The following is a 20,076-nucleotide window of genomic DNA, read 5'->3' on the forward strand; positions in this document are numbered from 1 at the left end:
ATTTTGAGACATGCTTTCTGCAAACTCGCTTATCGATATTCCGAACAGCTCATGATCTGGAGCGGGTGATAAGCGGGTTTTTACGACACTAGAGTAATAAAACTCCGTGACTGTCGAAATAATGGAGTTTTGACGGATCGGCGGTTAATCCGACCTCGCTTCCCACAGAGGGCATTTCCGGCCTGTCGTGGGTGACAAGGCAAATCTGTCCGCTGGGCAACGCGATGTGCAGCAGAGATATTGCGCCCGTATACTCACAGAGATTGACAATCCCACGCATAACGCCCTCTCCTGGGGCGGAAATGATGAAATGTTCGGGTCGTACGCCTAGAGATTTGGTGGAGGCAGGATGCTGTCCGCTCAGCAATGCACTTGCCTCACCTGCCGGTATCACGTTCATTTTCGGGCTTCCTATAAATTGGGCCACGAAAATATTGGCCGGCCGTTCATAGAGTTCCCTTGGTGAACCCACTTGCTCTATCCGCCCGTCGCGCAGAACGACGATCTTATCGGCCAACGTCATGGCCTCGATCTGATCGTGGGTCACGTAGATCATCGTGGTGGCCAGACGCTTATGTAGCGCGGCGATCTCCGATCGCATGTGCACTCGCAGTTCTGCATCAAGGTTGGACAGGGGTTCGTCAAACAGGAATACGTCGGGATTGCCGACGATGGCCCTACCAATGGCTACGCGCTGACGTTGGCCACCGGAAAGTTCGCGCGGGTAGCGATCCAGCAAAGCCTCCAGCTTAAGCGTTGCCGCCGCTTCGCCAACGCGCCGGTCGCGCTCCGCAGTCGGTACCTTCCGCACCTTCAGCCCGAAAGCCATATTGTCGCGAACCGTCAGATGCGGATAGAGTGCATAGGACTGGAACACCATCGCCACGCCACGTTGCGATGCCTGCACCTCGTTCACCACGCGCCCGCCGATCGATAACTCGCCGCCAGTGATATACTCCAGCCCTGAGATGAGCCGGAGCAGTGTGGATTTTCCGCATCCGGAGGGGCCTACGAAAACGACGAACTCGCCGTTCTCAATCTCCAGATCGACACCGCGGATGACGTCCACCGCCCCGAAGCTTTTTTTAATGTCCGTTAGCGTAACACTGGTCATATCTTACCCTTTGACGCCGGAAAGCGCGAAACTTTCAATGATCTGCCGCTGGGCGATCAGATAGACGATCAGGATCGGCACCACGGCAAGGCTGGTTGCGGCAAGCTGCAGGTTCCATAATGGAAGTCCGTAGCTGTCGTTGAAGTTGGAAAGTGCGAGCGGAAGCGTGAACATTTCGAGCGAACTGACAAAGATCAGCGGTTCGAGGAACAGGTTCCACGAATGAAGAAAAGTGATTATCGCAACCGCTGCCAGTGCCGGGCGTGACATCGGTATCGCGATCTTCCACCAGACCCCAAGGCGTGAAAGCCCATCCATCTTGCCCGCATCTTCCAGCTCCTTTGGCAGCGCCAGAAAATATTGGCGCATCAGGAACGTCGCCATCACGCCTTGCGGACCAAAGGTCGGCAAAAGGATGAGAGGCCAGTGGCTATCCACCATGCCCATCCCGCGCATGAGAAAGAAGTTGGGAATGATCGTGACTTCCTCCGGCACCATCAGCGCCGAAATCAGGAAGACCATCAGCAGCCCCGCTCCTGCAAATCGCATCCGCGCCAGCGCATATCCGGCCAGCGAAGCGATTATCAGCGTCAGCACGGTCACAACGACCGCGATGTATATCGAATTGAAATACTGTCGGGCAAATGGCTGGTAGGTGAAGACCTCGACAAAGTTCTGCCAACGCCAGACACGCGGAATGAGCGTCGGCGTGCCGAAGATTTCGGTCACGCTTTTAAAGCCCGCAGATACCATCCAGATAAACGGAAAGACGAAGGGTATGGCGACGATCAAAAGCGCAATCGTCCAGCAGGTGCGATAAAGAATCTGGATCTGACGCTGCGTCATTGCATGCCCTTCCGTCTCAGCATGACCTGGACCAGTGTCAGGGCCATTACGATGACGAACATGATCATCGCCAGTGCAGATGCGTACCCGATATTGAAGAACTTGAAGCCCTGCTGGTAAATGTAGAAGGCCAACACCAGCGTGCCGTTTTCAGGCCCGCCTCCAGTCATCTGGTATATGTGATCGAATACCTTGAACGAACCGATCGTGGTGATGACCATGATGACGAGCGTCGTCGGCGCAAGCAGCGGCCAAGTAATCATTTTGAAAATCTGCCGACGCGAGGCCCCTTCAAGGCGAGCCGCCTCCTCGTAATCCCGCGGGATGGACTGCAGGGCGGCGATGTAGAGGATCATGTTCAGTCCCACCATCTTGATGACCCGCGTCACGATGACAGCGGCCATCGCCCAGTTCGGCTCACGCAACCAGTTCGGTCCACTGATGCCGACAATCGCCAGCACCTGATTGATAAAGCCGCCCTCTCCCTGCAACAGGAACTTCCAGACTATCGCCCAGGCGATCGCCGAGGTGATAACCGGAGCGAAGAACACCGTGCGGAAGAACACAACGCCGAAGAAAGGCCGTGAAAGGGCGAGCGCCAGCATGAGAGCCAGCGCCATATTGAGCGGCACGAGCCCGATTGCAAAAATAACCGAGTTGCGCACCACGAGCCAGAAATCCGGATTTTCGAGCAGCGCATTCTCGAAGTTGGCCAGGCCGATAAAGGTTGCCTCCTGCGTCAGCAGGTTCCATTCCGTTGTCGAATAATACAGGATGGCGCAGAGCGGCCCGAGAAAAAAGATGAGGAAGCCGATGAAGGTGGGGCTGACGAACAGCCACGCCTCCATCATTTCTCTCGCCTTCAAACTCAGCCAGGGCTTTTGGTTGTTTACTCTCACGGATCCAAGCACTCCATCGTCATCCTCCGCCTTGCGCCGAGAATTTGACTGCGTTCATGTTGGCACAAGGTCGGGTGACGAAGAGGCGTCATCAGAGTTGTGGTGTAATTGCCGCGCAGATGTCCTTGATGGCGGCATCGACATTCGCATCGGTCTTCCAGAGAGCGTCGACACGAGGCATCATTGCGGCAAGGATTTGTGGCGCCTTCTCATGCCCGGGAACGACACGGCCCTTTTCAATCGCCGCCGCGACATTCTTCATCATCTCCGGCGAAATCAGCTTGTTGCCGTTGATGAAAGCTGGTGCTTGCAGAACGCTCTTACGGGCAGGCGGGAAGAATTGCGCCATGGTGGCGACATTTTCCTTACTGGTCATGTGCGCCACAAACTCCGCAGCAACCTTGGTGTTCTTGCCCTTGGCAAAAACGACGAGCGCAGCTTGGCCGATGACCGGAGATTCCCCTCCCGGACCCGTCGGCAAGGGTGCGATACCCCACTTGAAACCCGCCTCCGGCATTTTCGATGCGCGCGAAATCTGGTTCACGGTCATCGCTGAATTTCCCGAGAAATAGTCGCCCTGAGTGCCAGGCGGCACGATCGACTTGTCCTTGAACACCATGTCATGCAGTTGCTTGATCGCCTTCACGGCTTCAGGCTTGTCAAAACCGCATTGCTTGTTCGACCAGATATCACCGCCATAGGCGCGGATGGGAGGCAGGAAAGCATGCGTCATGCGCGAGGCATAACCTTCACCGTCCTTGAACTCGAAACCCCATTTGCCGGGGTTGGCTTCTACCAGCTTCTTGGAGACCTCTTGGAACTTGTCCATGTTCCACTCGCCCTTGGCCGCTAGCTGTTGCGGATCCTCAAGGCCTGCTTTGTCGAACATGTCCTTGTTGTAGTAAATCAGGAATGGCGAGGTGGAAAATGGTATCCCGTAAACCGTTTCACCCTGCTGCCACAGGCCCATGGCCGGCTGAGAAAAGTCCGCGAAATCATAGCCCTCCGTAGCCTTCAGTGTTGGCCCGAGATCCATGAGAAGCTTGGCATTCTCAAAAGCGGGAGCCGCATCTTCCATCATCCAGGCGACATCGGGCGGATTTCCGCCGGCCACTTGGAAGGTCAGTTTTTGGGTATAATCGTTGACCGGAACTGTCTCGAATTTGACGTTTACGTCCGGATTCTTGGCTTTGAAACTCTCTGCGATGGCATTCAGCATCTTCAGATGGGCTTCGCTACCGGTCCACACCGTCATGCGGAGATCCACAGCGAGCGCGGCAGATGTCGACATCAATAGTGCTAAAGCGGATGCTGCTATACCTGCTAGTGCGGTCCTCATGGCTTCCTCCCGTTTGGTCGCTTCGTAAACAGTACTCCTCCAGCGATGCCTATGGCATTCGCTGTAACTCCTTGACGCGGGCGACTAATCAGCAACCTGCGGAAGGACACCAGGGGCATCACCGATCGACCATCCTCCGTCGACCGGTATATTTGCTCCGGTAATGTAGCTTGCAGCGTCGCTGCACAGAAAAACGAACGCACCTGCCAGATCCTGGGGCTGACCCTGTCTTCCTGCTGGGATTTTAGCCGTCACGGCCCTGCGAAAAGCAGGGTCGCTGTACTGGGCCGCGTTGGCCTCGATCTCAATGGCGCCGGGCGAGACGACATTGACTGTAACGCCACGCGGCGCGACGTCGCGGGCAATGGCCCGCACCGCCGTCAGTTGCGCGGCCTTCAAGGATGCATAGACGATCGTTTCAGTCCGCGGTCGGGTCGCCATGATACTGCCGGTAGCAACCACTCTGCCCCAACCACGCTCGACCATGGGCGGAATCAGCCTCCCCGTCAGGGCCAGAAGTGCCGCGAAATTCGATGCCACATGCGCGGCTATATGCGCCTCATCAATATCATTCCAAGGCATGCGTCGTTCGATAGCAGCATTGGCGATCAGGATATCGATCGGCCCAAATTGATCGAGTATATCGTTGGCGAATGCTTCAGTCGCACCCTGCCTGGTAAAATCCGCCTCGATGACGGGCGCTTTGCCGCCCGTCAGTTCAGCCACCTCCCTGGCGCCCGCCTCGTTGCCGAAATGGTGGAGGACAAGTTCCGCGCCATGTTCTGCCAGCCCCAGTGCCACAGCGCGACCGATGCCAGAACTGGCACCGGTCACCAGCGCACGCCGACCATTGAGCGAGAAGCGCGAGCTCGTCATCCCTCTGCGCCTTCCAGCTTGTCAGCGACTTCAAGCGAAGCGATATCTGCCGCATCGAAATGCGCGCGTATCCTTTGCTCGGCCCGGTCGGCATCACCCAAACGGATGGCTTCGCAAATTGCAGCGTGCCGTGCGATCGTCTCATGCCAATCGGCCTCGCTACGGTTCGCGCGCCGTGAGAAAAGCTCGGACACTTCCCGCTGTACTGTGCGCATGCCTTCCATCTGAACGCGGATCATCGCATTGCCCGTCGCGGTCGCCAGACCAAGATGGAACAAAATGTCCGCAGCCGTGAAACTGGCGGGATCATGGACGCCGGCATTCATGTCTTTCAACGCCTGCTCCATCATCTCCAGGCCTTCGGGGTCTCGACGCTCGGCGGCAAGTCTCGCAATGCCGGTCTCGATGACCCGGCGCATCTCATTGGCTTCCTGAAGGCGCTTGAGGCTCGAGCGCACCGCATAGCCATAGATCTTGTCCATCGTCTCGCCACTCATGGCCTTGGCGCGGGCCACTTTTCCCTGCTGGGTGAAGATCAGTCCAGCAGCTGTCAACTGACGCAGAGCCTCACGCGCAATCGGCTTCGACACACCAAATTCCCTGGCGATTTCTCCCTCGGGTGGCAACGGCTCGCCCGGCGGAATACGGCCGTCGAACAAAGCGGCAGCAATAGCATCCGACACACCGTCGGCGAGCCTGACGGGGCTAACCAGCTTGGCATCGAATACGGATTTGCGGGAGATAACCATTGTTTGCGTCCTCATGATCAAAAGCTAGCATACAGTTTATAACATAGCAACTAGGTTTATCAGTTGCCAAGATGATACGATGTGGTTAGAACTAGCATACAAGCAGGCCGCTGAACACAGTGAGACAAAACCCGATGGCATCATCCACACCCATCCAAATGGCCGAAATAACGGAAAGCTTACGCATCGCTCTGTTGCGGGCCGATCCCGCACTCAGTCGTTTTGACCCATTGCCCCGCATTTTCTCGTTCGACGACTTTTCGCGCGGCCATTGCGGCTGGTCGCAACTGGTCGGCAATTACGAAGACACGTTGGATGCCATGCTGCCCGGTTACGCCCAGCATTCCAGTGCGATGATTTCCACTCTCGGGCATTGGGATGCCGGCTCGCATGGCGGCATGGATTCGTCCTATGCGCTTAAGATCGCCACCAGGCCCAAGCCGGGCGCACAGAATGTCGCGATCAAACGTCACACGTTCCGCAAAAGAGGGCCGATCCGCTTCGAGATTTACTTCACCTTCAAACCGGAAGCCTCCGAGCTGAAGCTGTCGGAAACCGACGTGCGTTCCATCGGGTTTCTGTTCGATCTGCAGGGCGGCGACCGTGACAGCGATAGCGAGCGGGTAATGCCGCATCTAAGATTTTTGAATGCCGAAAACGGCAAATTCTTGCAGAAATGGCAATACAAGCGTGAGACCACCGAGATCACACCTCTTGGAACGGAGGACAAGACGGTCAGTCACTACCACCTTGCACCGGAAGGCTGGCTGGATCTGCCGGATGGCGAGCAAAAGCTTTGCTACAACGAAATCCCGACCAAGGTGAACTGGAGCTATCTGCGGTTCGATTTCGACCTTGAAAAAATGCAGGCCACCGGCATGCAATGCAACGATCGCACCTTCGATGTATCGGGCTTCGAGCCTATCCGTATTCCGGCAATGAAAAACCTCTGGTGCATGCTGAACTTCTGCTTGTTCGCGGAAACGGACGTCGCCAAGCGCGCCTTTCTCTATGTCGATTCGATCTGCATTTCAGGAGATTTCTGATGCTGCCTGAAAACATCACAGCGATCATTGCCCGCAACGAGCGCTGGAGTGGTGATGCCGCCAGTGAACCCTATGAGGCAGGCTGGGCGCGCGAAGCAGTCTTCTTCATCCGCGCGCTGAAACAGCCGATTGGCGCATCACCTCGCGGATGGGTGGAAATTTCGCCCGATGGCATGCATTGGATGCGAGAAGGGACGGAGTTCGATATGCCGGCCGAGGTCGATGGACTGACATCTGCACGGGTACAACATTTCGGTAACTGGCTACGCGTCGTAACTCAGTTTGCCCAAGGCGCGGAATGCACCGTGCTGATCACATTGCATTTGAAGGCGTGAACGTGAAACGGGCGAATGATACATCCGCCCCTCACATCACCCCAGATAAGCGCCCTGTGCCAGCAATTCACGGCGCAGGTCCTCATATTCGATATGGCGAGGGCTGGCGCGATTGCCCACGGAAAGCGCAGCCGCGATGCCGGCAGCCTGGCCAAGCGCAAAGCAGGGCGGCATGACGCGGATGGCACTCAACGCCTCATGCGTTGCTGACACGGCACGACCGGAAACCAAAAGACCATCGTGGATGCGCGGTACCATCACCCTATACGGGATCTGATAGATATTGGCAGCGTCGGGCCCTTCTCCACCTGTGCCGCCACCCGATCCCGTCGGATCGTGGATATCCAGCGGATAGCCACAGAGTGCGACCACGTCCTCAAAGGCGCGACCGGAATGCAGATCCTCAAGCGTCAACTCGTAGTCGCCTTCGATGCGGCGGGTTTCCCGCACACCGATCTGCGTTGCGGTATCGCGCAACGTCGCCTCTTTGAAACCTGGCAACTCCTTGCGGAAGAAATCGAGAAGAGCCACGGTTTGCTCACGCCCCTCCACCTCGGCCAGTGACAGTTCGAGCGCATCGGCGCCGTTCCGTTTAAGCACCCGCCCGGTATTGATACGCCAGACCCCCGGCTCCATGGTCTTATAGAGGCCTATGCCGCGACGAGGCGCAGGGAAACGCCCCTCTTCCGTCGCCTTGGCGACAATCGAGGAGAACGGGCGATAGTCGTCCGGGTGCGATCGAACATACTCCTCGACAACCTGATCATCGACATTTTGAACGCGAAAGAACAGGGTCTGGGGCTGGGAAAGCCCGTCGCTGTCACGCCCCTGCCGGGTGTGGACGCCAGCATAGTGAGCGACGTCACCATCGGCAGAGCAATCGACCACCACTTTGGCGCGCGCGGCTCTCAAGCCACCTTTGCCAGCGCAAACAACACCGAGCACCCTGGGATTGTCGGCATCGCGGTCGTCAACGATGGCGTCGACCACCATTGTGTGGAGCAGAAGTTCGACGCCCGCCTCAAGACACATGCGCTGGGCGACAACCTTTGCTGCCTCGGGCTCGAAAGGGGTGACCTTGTCATGTCCATAAACGATGAAGCCGCAATAGGCCGAACCAGCAGGAATGGCACTGGGATGCAATGCGCCTCCCAACGCCATCATTCCCTGCACGAATTCCTCGTAGATGCCACGGATCAGCTGTGTTTTGCCATCAAGCGAATAGGATGTCATGCAGGGACCGACCAGACCTGCGGTCAGGTTGCCGCCCAAAAACCCGTAGCGCTCGACGAGACGGACCCTCACCCCGAGACGGGCCGCCGCTACCGCTGCTGAAATTCCCGATGGTCCGCCACCGATGACGAGTACGTCGACATCATCGAGTTCGGGAACGTCGACCGAATAGGCATAATGCCGCTCTGTCTGATGCATCTTGTCCTCCCAGACTGATTTAGCGGAACATCGATCCGCCATCGACATCGAGCGCTGATCCATAGGTGAAACTGGCGGCATTGGAGCAAAGGAACATGATGGCAGCGGCCATGTCGTCCGGTCGACCCATGCGGCGCATCGGCAAATTAGCAGCAATGCGCTCCTTCAGCGCAGGATCGATATGGGAATGCATTGGCGAGTCTGTTGGCCCAGGGTTGAGCGCGTTGATGCGGATTTTCTTGCCTGCCAGTTCTCGCGCTACAGATTTGACCATCGACAGGGTGGCCGCCTTCGATGCAGCATAGGGCGTATCGGCAATGAGCCCGCCACCGCCATGGACCCCAGCATCGGAAGCGGTGCATACGATATTGCCACCCTCAGGATTGTCGAGCATGCGTTTGACTGCCGCCTGAACCGTGAAGAAGGTGCCAAGCAGGTTGACGTCCAGCACGCGGCGCCAGTGCGCCCAATCCTGTTCAAAGATACGCTTGGCGGTAATGATTGCCGCGCAGGTGACCACGTTGTCGAGCCGCTGTAGATTGGTGTCACAATATTCGAATGCGGCCGCAATGCTCGCCTGATCGCTGACATCCACCCTTACTGTGTGGATCTTGGCTCCCGACTGCCGCAAATCGGCGCTGTAACGCTCAAGCCCGGCCTCGTCTCGGTCTGCCATGACCACTTCCGCCCCTTTGGACGCAAAAGCACGGGCGGTCTCAAGCCCCATTCCGCTGGCGGCACCCGTTATCAACACCGATCTACCGGCAAAACAGTTATCCGCAAAAGTCGCATATGTGTCTGGCATACTGGGTTTCCTCTTCCTGGCCTCATAACATATCACCCACGCGGGTTTAAAAGACCGGCACTGAGAAACCTAGCAACTATGTTAGTTAGATGTAAAGATTATTTTTACGTCGGCTGAATCAACGCCAACAAGATCGCCGTCGCGGAGTGAAGTTGACCCATGTACCGCATTCAGCGGGTCCGCCCGGAGCGATATTTTGCCGGTTAAAGGGGAGTTCAGCCGTCTTAAAGAGATCTGAACCAACGGTCCCAAAGCCGAGTGATTTGCAATCGGCAATTGCAGGCTGCTTAAATAGAGGGCCGTGCGCTCCCCTGGCCACGCGACGTCAGAATGTCACCTTTGCCTCTCAACCCTCATCGATCATTGGAGGGCGGGGAACGTCTCATTTTAGCTGAAGTCTTAATTCGGTGTTCCGCTTGGTTTCGTCGGCTAGGATTTCGCATGCGATTTTGAGCACACGTTCCGTATAATTCTTCTGTACACACGCCAGACCGCGATGTGCGGGCGCTGGTGGACAGAATAGACCACCGCACGTCAGGTTCTTCTCAAACTTTCGAGTGACAGCCCCGTCAGTGGCCGCACGCTTTAGCATAATCACGCAACGTCGCCTGGACATAGGCAAGCTTTATTCCATCGAAATTAGCCACGACGTCGCCTGATCGCACTTTCGCAGTCAAAGGAGTGAGGTACTGGCTGATCAGTGTTTCAGGTATGGACCTATTCCCGAGACGGGTTCTCACAACGTCTACTGCCTGTCGCGCAGCGGGCTGGGACCAATAATAGCGAATGCGGTCCGAATAACTGAAATGCCGTTGGAGGCGCTGTTGCGAAGAAGTACCTGAATAATATTTAGCCCAGTGGTTGTGATCTCCCATCATGATGTTTTCCATTGTTTGCTTGAGCATCGGGGCTTCACCATCAAGTTCCGACGCAATCAAATCCAACCCATAGAGCGCTTCCCGCAACGCAAACGTCAGGCCGGGACCAACCTTTAGAATGGCAAACCCGCCACCCACGAGCGACGAAAGCGCCTCAGCAGTTTGGTAATCGGTCGAATGTGCTTCGAAGACCACATTGGGCATGTCGGTAAGCGATTGAGAGAGGTTCCTTGCTTGGTCCGGCCGGTAAGCCACAACATTTGCGTTGCCGAATTCGACACCGGGCTGCACAACCAAACCGATCACCCGTTGAAACGCCGCCTCCAGCCCGTGTTCCGCGAACGACCTGGAGTGCACATCATACGTCCTGCGCGCCGCGGCCGGATCTGTCACGTCAAGATCATCAACGGCATGAGAAGCACCACCTGGAACAGGCACTTCCGTTCCGACAATGTAGACGGGTGAAAAAGAGCTGTTGTCTTCGGCAACTGCTGCCAGCTGGGCTGCGCGCCGGGCCACAAGCTCATCGTCCAACGCTTCAGGCTCGCCAACGCATCCCATCGAGCAGTCGAGATGCAGCTTGGAAAATCCCGCACTGGCATATGCTGCAACCATCTCCTTGGCCTTGGCCATTGCATCAGCGGCAGACAGATGTTTCCAGGGATTGGGACCTAGATGATCTCCGCCAAGGATGAGGCCTTCGGTATTGAAGCCCACACTGCCCGCGATCTCCTCAACAAACGTCCGGAATTTCGCAGGTGTCATAGACGTATATCCGCCGTCTTGATTCACCTGATTACAAGTGGCTTCGATCAAGACCGGCTGATCAATGTCGCGACCCAGTATCAAAGCCGCGCGAATGACATCGGGATGCGCCGAACAAACGGAGGTTATGCCATATGTTTCACCACGATCACGGCGCGATCGTAAAGACGTGAGTGTAGACGTATTCATGTAAATCTCTCAAATTGAGGGAAAAATTTCGCTGGCGGATGACCTGCATATCGTTGCGCGGTCATCAGCGGGATTTAAGGGCATACGGTTCAGGCGTGTGCCGCGACAGCGTTTCTGTTGCGCAGAAACGCACAGCCTTAGAAGCTTCCTCCCAACCGTCTTCCAGAAGCGGTGCGAGATAATCAACAATGCAGCCTTTGTTCACGCGGAAGAATTGGCTGAGTGTTTTAAGGTCGAACGTCACGGCATGGAGACGATCAAACTCGGGGAGTTCTCCGTCTGCCAGTTGTTTCGATCGATAACTAGCGAAAGAATTTTGCGCCTGCCCGGCGGTCATATCGAGAGACAGGGCGTAGAATATCCCGACGGTGGAATCTTTACCGCCACATTTTAAACCAAAGGGCCGAAACCATGCGATGTCTCTGACAAAATCCGGTCCAAGTTCCTCCATTACCTCGCGCTGGCAGCACATTCGTGCATTGAGTTCTCCATCGGCCCCAATTTCGACACCGCCTCCAGGAAACTGAATCCGGCCGGGGGATGACGTATGCTGCGCCATCTCGCCAAACAGCAGGTGGTTGTCAGAGGTCAAAATGGCGGCCGCACAAAAGAAAGCCTGGCAATCAAACTCATGGTTCAGGTCTTGGGCAGCGTAAAGATAATGCGCGTAGTCGGTCGTCGAAAGTTCGACAACCATGCCGGAACTTTCCGGAGTGACTGATGATGCGGCGAGCACCGGGCCGTTAAAGAACTGGCCGTTGTTGCTGATGCGAGCCCAGTATGTTTCGACTTTGGAACGATAACCATCGGGAAACGTCATTGCCGATTTGCTGAGGGCGGGCCGAACGTCCTGATTGATAAAGGTGATCTTCAGCATGGCGTTGTCCTCGTTCGGCATTGCGTTTGGAGGGTTTCGGACCGCAGCATCCGTTCTCAGCGATGTCAAAAACTGTCTTGGTTTTATCAAAGTGCGCTGGCAGCAGCGCTGTCGAGATACCAGTGGATGTTTCCATGAGACCTGAGCAATGAGGCCGGGCAATCGGTTGACGGCTGTTCCCGCAGACTGCGTCGAACGGCAGTCGCCTTCGCCGGTCCCGTCGCCAGCATGATGATTTCACGCGCATTCAGTATATCGGCGATCCCCAGGGTGATGGCCTGCGAGGGTACGGAGCGCAGCTCCACAAGACCAGGCTGGTTGGCTGACAGGGTTTCTTCAGAAAGATCGACGATCCGTACATGACTGTCGGGTGCCGAGCCGGGCTCATTGAAACCGATATGGCCGTTCGTACCCAACCCGAGAAGCTGTACGTCGACGCCACCGCTTTCGCGCAACAGGGCCGCATATCGTGCAGCCTCGGCTGCCAGATCCGCTGCGGCACCGTCGATGAGGTTGAGCTTGCCAGGATCGAAATCGGCAAGACCAAAGAGTTCGCGCTTCATGAACGCGGCAAAGGAATCCGGATGGGATGCCGCCAGACCACAATATTCGTCCAGATTGAAAGTCTCGACATCACGAAACGACACCTCGCCCTCAACAAACGCATCGATGAGACTTTTATAGACCCGGCGGGGCGTCTGGCCAGTTGCAAGACCCAGAACACTTTTGGGGTTTCGCTTAACGGTTGCGAGGAGGTGATCTGCGACCGCATCGGCAGCATCATTGGCCGTCGGAAATACCGTTATCAGGCAACCATCGCTGATAGCCGTCTTTTGCAATGAAATGTTCATTATTTCAATCCTCTAATGGGCTCGATCCTGCTACCCAATGGCCGCATTACCGTGTCAGATCGCAACGCGCCGCAGGGCGTCATCGAGCGCTATGATTTCGCTGGTGGGGGTTCCTTGGCGAAGTGCCGGTCGCTTGAGACCCATCACGTCCAGTGGGATCATGGCTGCCATCTGGTAAGCGTCTTCCAGTGACAGCCCGACATGCTGGACGGCGTTCGCTAGGCATGTGGCAAGATCGACATGCGCTCCGGCAAGAGAACCCGCCTGATTGATAAGTGCCCCATCCCGAACCCTTATGGTCTCGCCATAAAGTTCGAATTGATCGGGTCCGCCAATCGTCGCCATCGCATCGGAGACCATGAACATACGCCCTGGCGACGGACGCGCACGGCAGGCCAGAGCCACCATCGACCAATCGACATGATGGCCATCGACAATAATCCCGGCATAGGCATCCGAATTAATCGCCGCACCAAGGATACCGGGCTCGCGCGAGCCCATGGGTGGCATTGCGTTATAGATATGGGTGAAGCAGCTTACACCCGCTTCCAGTCCGGCTCTGGTTTCCTCCGCTGTTGCCGCAGAATGGCCTGCGGAGATGATCACGCCCATATCTGCAATGCGGCGGATCGTGTCCAAATCGACGGTCTCTGGCGCAAGCGTCAGCATCACTGGAATGCCAGCTGAACGCAGTTCTTCAAGGATCGCCAGTGTTGTTTCATCCATCGGTCGGATAAACGCAGGATTGTGCGTGCCTTTGCGCAACACGTTAAGATGCGGACCCTCTATATGAAGACCGAGGAAGCCAGCCGTTCCCCAAGCGTCCCGTGCCGCTGTCGCGACCGCGCGCATACGTTCAGCTTCACAGGTGATGAGGGTTGGCATTACCCACCCGGTGCCAAGAGAGCGTTGCGTCGTGACAATATGTGAGATTGACTGTGCCGAAGGATCGGAATTCAACATCACTCCGCCGCTGCCGTTTACCTGCAGATCGGTCAATGCCGGGCCAAGGAAATGGACCCGCATGTCCGGGTTTTCGTCGCTTTCAAGCGGCCGGATTTCTCTCAGCTCACCGCTGGCGAATTCAGCCGCAAGCCCGGTTTGCATGGCACCATCCATCCAGATGAATTCGGCGGCGATGAGTTGGATCATGAAAATGGGGCTCCAGACGGGTTAGATTGGTTTCGGCTTGCCATGATGGCGGCACCACGTGCTCCGGAGCTGTCACCATGGATGGCGGAGCGGATGGCCGGCATGCGCATTTCGCCAAGCTTTATGGACTGAAACGGTTTTTCCAGTCGCGACACGACATCCGGAATGCTGGACAATCCGCCGCCCAGCACAATACAGTCGGGGTCGTGTGTAAGCTGAATGATCAGCAACAGTTCCGAGGCGATCTCTGCCCATAGAGACATTACCTCTTGCTCTTGCGTATCCCCGGCTTGGGCCGAAGCAACGATCTCTTCGGCCGTCACCGGTCGTCCCAACCTATGCCCGCCAAGTGCCGCCAGACCCGTGCCGGAGACATAGCGTTCGAAACATCCACGCTTCCCGCAGCCGCAGTCCCATAACGGCAAACCGTGAGCCACAGAGATATGGGCCGGAATGCCGATGTGGCCAATTTCCAGTGCCGAACCGTTCAGACGTGGCGTCAACCGACCGTCACACGTCAGACCCGCCCCGACGCCGGTACCCATGATCAGGCCAACAACGGTCTTGAACCCTTCACCGGCTCCGCCATTTGCCTCCGACAGGGCAAACGCCTGGCAGTCGTTCATCAATGGCAGCCTGCGACCAATTCGTTCCTCCAGTATGGCGGCGATGTCGTAACCACTGGCTGGCAGATTGGAGGTGAAAGCACGGCCCGTATGTACATCGACAAGACCAGGTATGGCCATTCCCACAGGTAACGCCTGGCCCTGATCCGAAAGCTGCTCGAGCCATCGGACCTGCTCGGCGAGGGCATCGATGAAATCGGCAAGCCGTTCCTTCGGCGTTGGGATGCGTCGCATTTCGACAGTCGCCAGATCGTTGGAAAACAACCGTGCTTCGATCTTGGTGCCGCCGATATCGATGCCGCCGCAGATCATGCCCGCACCGGATAAAGCGTTACGCCGGAGACCACTCGAGAGAGATTTCCCTGTCCCGCAAACGGATTGTCGATGTTAAGCGCAAGTTCGCCAGACCATGCAACGGCCCACAACTGCGCCGCCAGCACATAAAGCGGTGCCTCCCAACGGGCGTCACCCAAGGTCCGAAGATTCACATCGCAACCCGCTCCACCCAGTGTCAGCACCGTGGCCTCTGGGTACTGCGCCACGATCTCGCGCGCCACATCGTGATCATAAAGCGCAGTATGCGCATCGGGATGGACCATGACGACGATAAGATCACGGCCGGTGATGACCGCCTTTGGACCATGGCGAAAACCGAGCGTGCTGTCCCACGAGGTCATGGTCTGGCCGGCCGTCAGTTCCAGAACTTTGAGCGCAGATTCACGGGCCACACCCTTCAGTGAGCCTGAGCCGAGAAAAACCACGCGGTCGGGCCTCGGCGGTGTCATAGCCTGCAGCGCTGGCAGTAGCGAGGATGCCTTGTCTGCGATCCTGTTGAGATTATCAGCAACATCCGCCCCGGTATCGAGGCAGGCCAGTGCAGATAACAGCATGGTCGTGAAACTGGACGTCATTGCAAAACCGCTGTCATGCGTCGCTTCGGGCAGCGCAATCACCTTTTGCTCTCCACTTCCCACAGGCGCACGCGTGGCAAGAGCACCCTTCGGGTTGCAAGTGATGTTCAGCCGCTGCACCTTGGGAAACTGCATATCGAGCAGATCAAGCGTGCCAATGCTCTCGGAGCTGTCACCCGAGCGGCCGAACTGCACGACGAGAAGATGCGGATCGTTGCGAAGGCATTCGAACGGGCATGCCACGATATCGGTGGTCGGGATTGCCTTTATGATAAGTCCGTCAGATTGCGCAAAGCTCAATGCGTCACCGATAAAGGCCGAGGTTCCGGCACCGGCAAAGACAATCTCGGTAATCTGTTTTTCCTTAATCCAGGCACTGATTTCCTGTGCCTTGCCAGCAAGGATCGGACCCCATTCGGCCCAGATGCGCGGCTGTGCGAAAATTTCTTTCCATGTCTGGCTGTCCTGGGCCTGCATAATCAAATCCTGTTCTTCTTGGTTTCAAAGCCGGCCTGGTTGCCCGGCGGCAGCGGTGTTGTGGGTTCAGATCGCGACTGATCGTGGAAGCGTGGCAGAAAGGATCGTCCTGTCATCGCAGCTTTCGACAGAGGTCGAGCCTTTCACGGCAGGAAAGGCACCAGTCTTGTGAAAATCGACGGCTTCAACCCGCTCGAATTCCCTCTCCCAGTCGCCGACGTGAATTCCACCAGTCGGGATCGAGACGTAACCATCCGAGAAAATTTCGATGCTCGTCACGTCGTTTTTTGATAGAAGGACATCGGTCAAACCATCGATGGTGATGTCCTTGCCATTGATCGAGGCGTAGCCCAGCGGTTGCGTGCTATTGGCGTAATGGAATTGCGTGCGGATGCCGCCCTTTAGAAACTTTTCGGCGATTTCCAGAGCAGTCTTCGCGGTAGCAACGGCGGTGGCAATCGCTGTTGATGCCTCTTGTGCAGTCAAACGGCCCGTCGCCACGGCTGCATCAAGACCATCAAAAATGACCTTGCGCGTCGCCATTTCGGCTTCGTCGCTGTCGTCCATCCGATCAGACAAAATCCCATGCACGGCAATACGTGCCGCTGTACTGACGGTATCGATCAGCTTGTGATGCTGATAGATGGTCTCGCCATTGATGCGAATGCCCGTGTCACCGAGTGCCAAGAGACGAAAATGATCGCCCGCGCTGACGACGATTGCCGCCGTCGTTGATGGTGGATGGGCAATGTTGCGCTCGATTGCCGCATCGCGAACGCTGTCACTCAACGCCTGAAAGATCTCACGGCCCGACGCCGAAACAAGCGTGCCCGCAGCGGCGAGGCGCGCCGTGCATTGTGCGGCGCTTCGGGCCGCAATGCGACCGGAACTTTCGCCGTTGTAAAAGGCGCCAGTCGGATCGGTTGCGCCGTCGAAAACCGCCAGAAGTGTGTCCGGTTCGATGAGAATGATGTCATCACCCGGCTTGGCGCCGTTCTTATATTTGGATCGTGAAAATGCTTCGATATTCATAAATGCAGGTCCTGTTGGCGACAGGGGGCCGTCCGGCGCCCTGAAGCGCCGGTCACACCTGTCGATTGGCCGAGGCCGGGGATCAGACGAACGCGGATTCCTTACGATCCGAGAAACGGAAAACGATGAAGACACACAGTCCGGTCGAGGCCAGCAGCAGGGTTGACAGGGCGGCTGCCGTGCCAAACTCGCCGTCGATCACCTGCACGTAGATCAGCACCGGCATGGTCACTGTCCGCGACGTATAAAGGATAAGCGTCGACGACAGTTCGTTGATGGCAGTGATGAAGCTCATCAGCGAACCGATGATCAGGCCTGGCATCATCAGTGGCACGGTCACCGAGGCAAAGGTTTTTGCCGGTGATGCGCCGAGGTTAACTGCCGCCTCCTCGATCGATGGTTTGATCTGCCGCAGGATCGATGTGGTCGAACGCACGCCGTAAGGCAGGCGCCGGATGAAAACCAGAAGGATGATGATCAAGGCAGTGCCGGTGATATCGAATGGTGGATGACGGAAGGTTGCGACATAACCGATTGCCATGACCACACCCGGGATCAGGTAAGGCACCATCAGAACGAGATCGAGCGAACCGGAAACAACATTGTCCTTTCTGACGACGATGAAGGACAAGAGGCCGGAGACGACGGCAATCATGGCGACGGCTGCCAGTGAGAACAGGAAGCTGTTGTAAATTGCCTGCGGAGAATCCCGAAGAATACGCTCATAACTGCCAAGCCCAAAATTGCCGGTAAAGACGGGTCCGCTTGTCTCGAGAAACGATGTGTACACGACGGTAAATGCCGGCAGCATCGCAATGAAGACAACCAGATAGCAGAAGCCGTGCACGAGTAACGATTTCAGCGGTGACATTGACTTCTTGACGGGTCGGTTGGTCAGCGCGCTGGCATAACGACGCTTGGAGAGAATACGGCGTTGCAGCAGAAGCGCGATCATCGAAATTGCAATCATCAACATCGAAACCGTGACCGCCATCGTTGGCGTGCCGCCCATTTCGGATGTGTATTGCGAATAGGCGATGGTTGCCAGTGTGCGGACGCCGCGACCGAGAATGGCAGGCGTTCCAAAATCGGCGATCGACAGCACGAAACATATGATGGCACCGGTGCTGACAGCCGGGAATATCAGCGGCAAAGTCACCTTGTAAAAGCGCTGGAAAGCGGTACAGCCAAGATTTTCGGCAGCGTCCTCGTAGGACTTGTTGATCGTGTTCAGCGCGTTTTCCGTCATCAGATAGATGTATGGAAAGAATTTCAGGCTGAAGACCATAACGATGCCAGGAATTCCATAGATCGTCGGTGCCGGTATCCCAATAGCCTGTAGAGCGTTTGTAACTGCACCGTTTGAGCCGAACAGCATGATCCACGCATAGGCGCCGATGAACGGAGGTGCACAGAGTACCAGAACCGCGAAAGTGGCGATCACGGCGCGGCCGCGAATGCGGTAGCGGGACGTGCAAAACGCGAGCGGTATGCCGATCAGGCAGGCACCGAGCATCCCCATGAGACCGATCACGATCGTGTTCCACAAAGCCAGCGTGTAGAAACGCCGGGTCAGAACCTGCACATAGTTGGAAATGCCGAAATCGCCGGTTGACGCATCGAAGAAGCTGATCGCCAGCACATTGGCAATCGGCAGAAGCAGAAAGACCGCGAGGAGGATAACGGCCAGAGCGGTGATCACCGTCCAGAAACCGGGCATTCTCAAGCGGCTCGAGGGAGCGGATGTGGCAGTTGTCGTAGCCATCAAAGCACCCTCGCCCCGGTCACGCCGTCCTCAAAAAGCTGCACGCTGCTGGCGGCAAATGCAAAAGTGGCATCGTCGTTGGGATGAAGCGCGATGATATCAGGCGTTGGCTTGGTGATGGCCTCGATCTCCTCTCCGGAGGCAAGCACGGCGGCGACGGCCATTTCGCGGCCAGTAAAGCTAACCTGACGGATTTTTACAGGCAGACGAATGAGATCATCGCCAGCTGCGGCATTGACCGAGATGAATTCCGGACGCACTGCGGCGACAAGCGGCTTACCGGTTGTAGCCCCTGTCAGTTGCGGCAGCACGACGGCGCTCCCTGCGATGGCAGCCTGTGCACCCTCTACCGAAAGTGCCATAAAATTGTTGGCACCGACGAAAGACGCAACGAAGCGGTTGGCTGGGCTGTTGTAGACTTCCCAGGGTGCTGCCGCCTGCTGGATCACGCCGCCATACATGACGCAAACGAAGTCTGACATCGCCAGCGCTTCTTCCTGATCGTGCGTGACGTAGATAGTGGTGATGTTCATTGACTGCTGAATAGCGCGCAGTTCGCGGCGCAGATCGACACGCAGCTTGGCATCAAGGTTGGAGAGTGGCTCGTCCATCAGCAGAACCTGAGGATTTATGACGAGAGCACGGGCAAGACCGACACGCTGTTGCTGGCCACCGGACAATTCGTGCGGCATACGCTGGGCGTAGGCTTTCAGTTGCACGACATCGAGAATATCTGCAACGCGACGCTCGATCTCACTGCGTGAAACCTTACGTTGCTTCAAACCGAAGGCGATGTTGTCTGCAACGCTGATATGCGGGAAAACTGCATAATCCTGGAAAACCATGCCCACATTGCGCTTGTGCGCGGGCACGTTCTCAATCCTCTGGTCGGCAATCGCAATGCTACCGCTATCCTGCTGGTGAAAACCGGCGATCGTGCGCAGAAGGGTGGTTTTGCCACAGCCGCTTGGACCAAGCAGCGTAAAAAACGAGCCGGACGGAATGGAGATATTGATGTCCGAAAGAGCGACGGTCGCCCCGTAACTTTTTCGGATGTTTGAGATTTCGACAGCGGACATAAAGCGTCTCCGTAGACCGTCAGGAGTTTTGATG

At 56.6% G+C, this 20,076-nt stretch carries 19 protein-coding genes; 2 read left to right on the plus strand and 17 right to left on the minus strand.

The genetic code is table 11. The features are described 5' to 3' along the window. Positions 1–88: 88 nt before the first annotated feature. From M2418_RS17440 to M2418_RS17465, 6 genes are all read right to left on the minus strand, one after another. Complete coding sequence (locus tag M2418_RS17440) at positions 89–1,114, minus strand: ABC transporter ATP-binding protein (protein ID WP_259148116.1); 1,026 nt, start codon at positions 1,112–1,114, stop codon at positions 89–91. Between the two features lie 3 nt (positions 1,115–1,117). Continuing rightward, positions 1,118–1,960 carry a carbohydrate ABC transporter permease gene (locus M2418_RS17445; RefSeq protein ID WP_259148118.1) on the minus strand — a complete coding sequence of 281 codons (843 nt, stop codon included), beginning with the start codon at positions 1,958–1,960 and terminating at the stop codon, positions 1,118–1,120. Next, a complete protein-coding gene (locus M2418_RS17450) occupies positions 1,957–2,811 on the minus strand; it encodes a carbohydrate ABC transporter permease (RefSeq protein ID WP_259148120.1) in 855 nt (284 codons plus the stop codon). The genes M2418_RS17445 and M2418_RS17450 overlap by 4 nt, the downstream gene beginning before the upstream one ends. A 139-nt stretch (positions 2,812–2,950) precedes the next feature. Further along, positions 2,951–4,198 carry a sugar ABC transporter substrate-binding protein gene (locus M2418_RS17455; protein WP_250983771.1) on the minus strand — a complete coding sequence of 416 codons (1,248 nt, stop codon included), beginning with the start codon at positions 4,196–4,198 and terminating at the stop codon, positions 2,951–2,953. An 84-nt stretch (positions 4,199–4,282) separates the two neighbouring features. Then, on the minus strand, positions 4,283–5,074 hold the full coding sequence (locus tag M2418_RS17460) for an SDR family NAD(P)-dependent oxidoreductase (RefSeq protein ID WP_259148121.1): 792 nt from the start codon (positions 5,072–5,074) through the stop codon (positions 4,283–4,285). Then, positions 5,071–5,823, minus strand: coding sequence for a FadR/GntR family transcriptional regulator (locus tag M2418_RS17465; RefSeq protein WP_246788051.1), 753 nt, complete (start codon positions 5,821–5,823; stop codon positions 5,071–5,073). The genes M2418_RS17460 and M2418_RS17465 overlap by 4 nt, the downstream gene beginning before the upstream one ends. Before the next feature lie 134 nt (positions 5,824–5,957). On the opposite strand from M2418_RS17465, the gene M2418_RS17470 reads away from it, so the two are divergent. Continuing rightward, positions 5,958–6,869 (plus strand): DUF6772 family protein, encoded by a 912-nt coding sequence (locus tag M2418_RS17470; protein ID WP_259148127.1) that lies wholly within the window; start codon positions 5,958–5,960, stop codon positions 6,867–6,869. Further along, entirely contained in the window at positions 6,869–7,204 is a 336-nt protein-coding gene (locus M2418_RS17475; RefSeq protein WP_259148129.1) for a hypothetical protein, read from the plus strand. The genes M2418_RS17470 and M2418_RS17475 overlap by 1 nt, the downstream gene beginning before the upstream one ends. A gap of 36 nt (positions 7,205–7,240) precedes the next feature. On the opposite strand, the gene M2418_RS17480 is transcribed toward M2418_RS17475, so the two are convergent. The 11 genes from M2418_RS17480 to M2418_RS17530 form a co-directional block, all read right to left on the minus strand. Next, on the minus strand, positions 7,241–8,635 hold the full coding sequence (locus M2418_RS17480; protein ID WP_250983776.1) for an FAD-dependent oxidoreductase: 1,395 nt from the start codon (positions 8,633–8,635) through the stop codon (positions 7,241–7,243). Positions 8,636–8,654: 19 nt separating this feature from the next. After that, on the minus strand, positions 8,655–9,440 hold the full coding sequence (locus M2418_RS17485) for an SDR family NAD(P)-dependent oxidoreductase (RefSeq protein ID WP_259148130.1): 786 nt from the start codon (positions 9,438–9,440) through the stop codon (positions 8,655–8,657). Positions 9,441–10,009: 569 nt separating this feature from the next. Further along, on the minus strand, positions 10,010–11,272 hold the full coding sequence (locus M2418_RS17490) for a D-tagatose-bisphosphate aldolase, class II, non-catalytic subunit (protein WP_259148132.1): 1,263 nt from the start codon (positions 11,270–11,272) through the stop codon (positions 10,010–10,012). A 64-nt stretch (positions 11,273–11,336) separates the two neighbouring features. Next, positions 11,337–12,149, minus strand: coding sequence for an NUDIX hydrolase (locus M2418_RS17495; RefSeq protein ID WP_250983778.1), 813 nt, complete (start codon positions 12,147–12,149; stop codon positions 11,337–11,339). Between the two features lie 86 nt (positions 12,150–12,235). Continuing rightward, entirely contained in the window at positions 12,236–13,000 is a 765-nt protein-coding gene (locus tag M2418_RS17500) for a glucosamine-6-phosphate deaminase (RefSeq protein ID WP_259148134.1), read from the minus strand. Between the two features lie 54 nt (positions 13,001–13,054). Continuing rightward, a complete protein-coding gene (locus M2418_RS17505) occupies positions 13,055–14,152 on the minus strand; it encodes an N-acetylglucosamine-6-phosphate deacetylase (protein ID WP_259148136.1) in 1,098 nt (365 codons plus the stop codon). Continuing rightward, positions 14,149–15,090, minus strand: coding sequence for an ROK family protein (locus tag M2418_RS17510; protein ID WP_259148137.1), 942 nt, complete (start codon positions 15,088–15,090; stop codon positions 14,149–14,151). The genes M2418_RS17505 and M2418_RS17510 overlap by 4 nt, the downstream gene beginning before the upstream one ends. Further along, positions 15,087–16,166 carry an SIS domain-containing protein gene (locus tag M2418_RS17515; protein WP_259148138.1) on the minus strand — a complete coding sequence of 360 codons (1,080 nt, stop codon included), beginning with the start codon at positions 16,164–16,166 and terminating at the stop codon, positions 15,087–15,089. The genes M2418_RS17510 and M2418_RS17515 overlap by 4 nt, the downstream gene beginning before the upstream one ends. A gap of 66 nt (positions 16,167–16,232) precedes the next feature. Continuing rightward, a complete protein-coding gene (locus M2418_RS17520; RefSeq protein WP_259148139.1) occupies positions 16,233–17,198 on the minus strand; it encodes a protein phosphatase 2C domain-containing protein in 966 nt (321 codons plus the stop codon). Between the two features lie 82 nt (positions 17,199–17,280). After that, positions 17,281–18,963 carry an iron ABC transporter permease gene (locus M2418_RS17525; RefSeq protein WP_259148140.1) on the minus strand — a complete coding sequence of 561 codons (1,683 nt, stop codon included), beginning with the start codon at positions 18,961–18,963 and terminating at the stop codon, positions 17,281–17,283. Beyond that, complete coding sequence (locus M2418_RS17530) at positions 18,963–20,042, minus strand: ABC transporter ATP-binding protein (RefSeq protein WP_259148141.1); 1,080 nt, start codon at positions 20,040–20,042, stop codon at positions 18,963–18,965. The genes M2418_RS17525 and M2418_RS17530 overlap by 1 nt, the downstream gene beginning before the upstream one ends. Positions 20,043–20,076: the final 34 nt, after the last annotated feature.

Source organism: Rhizobium sp. BIGb0125 (genome assembly GCF_024810055.1).
Classification (GTDB): Bacteria; Pseudomonadota; Alphaproteobacteria; order Rhizobiales; family Rhizobiaceae; genus Agrobacterium.

Excerpts from the sequence above, each read along its gene's own strand:
- M2418_RS17440 (WP_259148116.1), bottom strand. The coding sequence starts at position 1,114 with ATGACCAGTGTTACGCTAACGGACATTAAAAAAAGCTTCGGGGCGGTG.
- M2418_RS17445 (WP_259148118.1), bottom strand. The coding sequence starts at position 1,960 with ATGACGCAGCGTCAGATCCAGATTCTTTATCGCACCTGCTGGACGATT.
- M2418_RS17450 (WP_259148120.1), bottom strand. The coding sequence starts at position 2,811 with ATGATGGAGGCGTGGCTGTTCGTCAGCCCCACCTTCATCGGCTTCCTC.
- M2418_RS17455 (WP_250983771.1), bottom strand. The coding sequence starts at position 4,198 with ATGAGGACCGCACTAGCAGGTATAGCAGCATCCGCTTTAGCACTATTG.
- M2418_RS17460 (WP_259148121.1), bottom strand. The coding sequence starts at position 5,074 with ATGACGAGCTCGCGCTTCTCGCTCAATGGTCGGCGTGCGCTGGTGACC.
- M2418_RS17465 (WP_246788051.1), bottom strand. The coding sequence starts at position 5,823 with ATGGTTATCTCCCGCAAATCCGTATTCGATGCCAAGCTGGTTAGCCCC.
- M2418_RS17470 (WP_259148127.1), top strand. The coding sequence starts at position 5,958 with ATGGCATCATCCACACCCATCCAAATGGCCGAAATAACGGAAAGCTTA.
- M2418_RS17475 (WP_259148129.1), top strand. The coding sequence starts at position 6,869 with ATGCTGCCTGAAAACATCACAGCGATCATTGCCCGCAACGAGCGCTGG.
- M2418_RS17480 (WP_250983776.1), bottom strand. The coding sequence starts at position 8,635 with ATGCATCAGACAGAGCGGCATTATGCCTATTCGGTCGACGTTCCCGAA.
- M2418_RS17485 (WP_259148130.1), bottom strand. The coding sequence starts at position 9,440 with ATGCCAGACACATATGCGACTTTTGCGGATAACTGTTTTGCCGGTAGA.
- M2418_RS17490 (WP_259148132.1), bottom strand. The coding sequence starts at position 11,272 with ATGAATACGTCTACACTCACGTCTTTACGATCGCGCCGTGATCGTGGT.
- M2418_RS17495 (WP_250983778.1), bottom strand. The coding sequence starts at position 12,149 with ATGCTGAAGATCACCTTTATCAATCAGGACGTTCGGCCCGCCCTCAGC.
- M2418_RS17500 (WP_259148134.1), bottom strand. The coding sequence starts at position 13,000 with ATGAACATTTCATTGCAAAAGACGGCTATCAGCGATGGTTGCCTGATA.
- M2418_RS17505 (WP_259148136.1), bottom strand. The coding sequence starts at position 14,152 with ATGATCCAACTCATCGCCGCCGAATTCATCTGGATGGATGGTGCCATG.
- M2418_RS17510 (WP_259148137.1), bottom strand. The coding sequence starts at position 15,090 with ATGATCTGCGGCGGCATCGATATCGGCGGCACCAAGATCGAAGCACGG.
- M2418_RS17515 (WP_259148138.1), bottom strand. The coding sequence starts at position 16,166 with ATGCAGGCCCAGGACAGCCAGACATGGAAAGAAATTTTCGCACAGCCG.
- M2418_RS17520 (WP_259148139.1), bottom strand. The coding sequence starts at position 17,198 with ATGAATATCGAAGCATTTTCACGATCCAAATATAAGAACGGCGCCAAG.
- M2418_RS17525 (WP_259148140.1), bottom strand. The coding sequence starts at position 18,963 with ATGGCTACGACAACTGCCACATCCGCTCCCTCGAGCCGCTTGAGAATG.
- M2418_RS17530 (WP_259148141.1), bottom strand. The coding sequence starts at position 20,042 with ATGTCCGCTGTCGAAATCTCAAACATCCGAAAAAGTTACGGGGCGACC.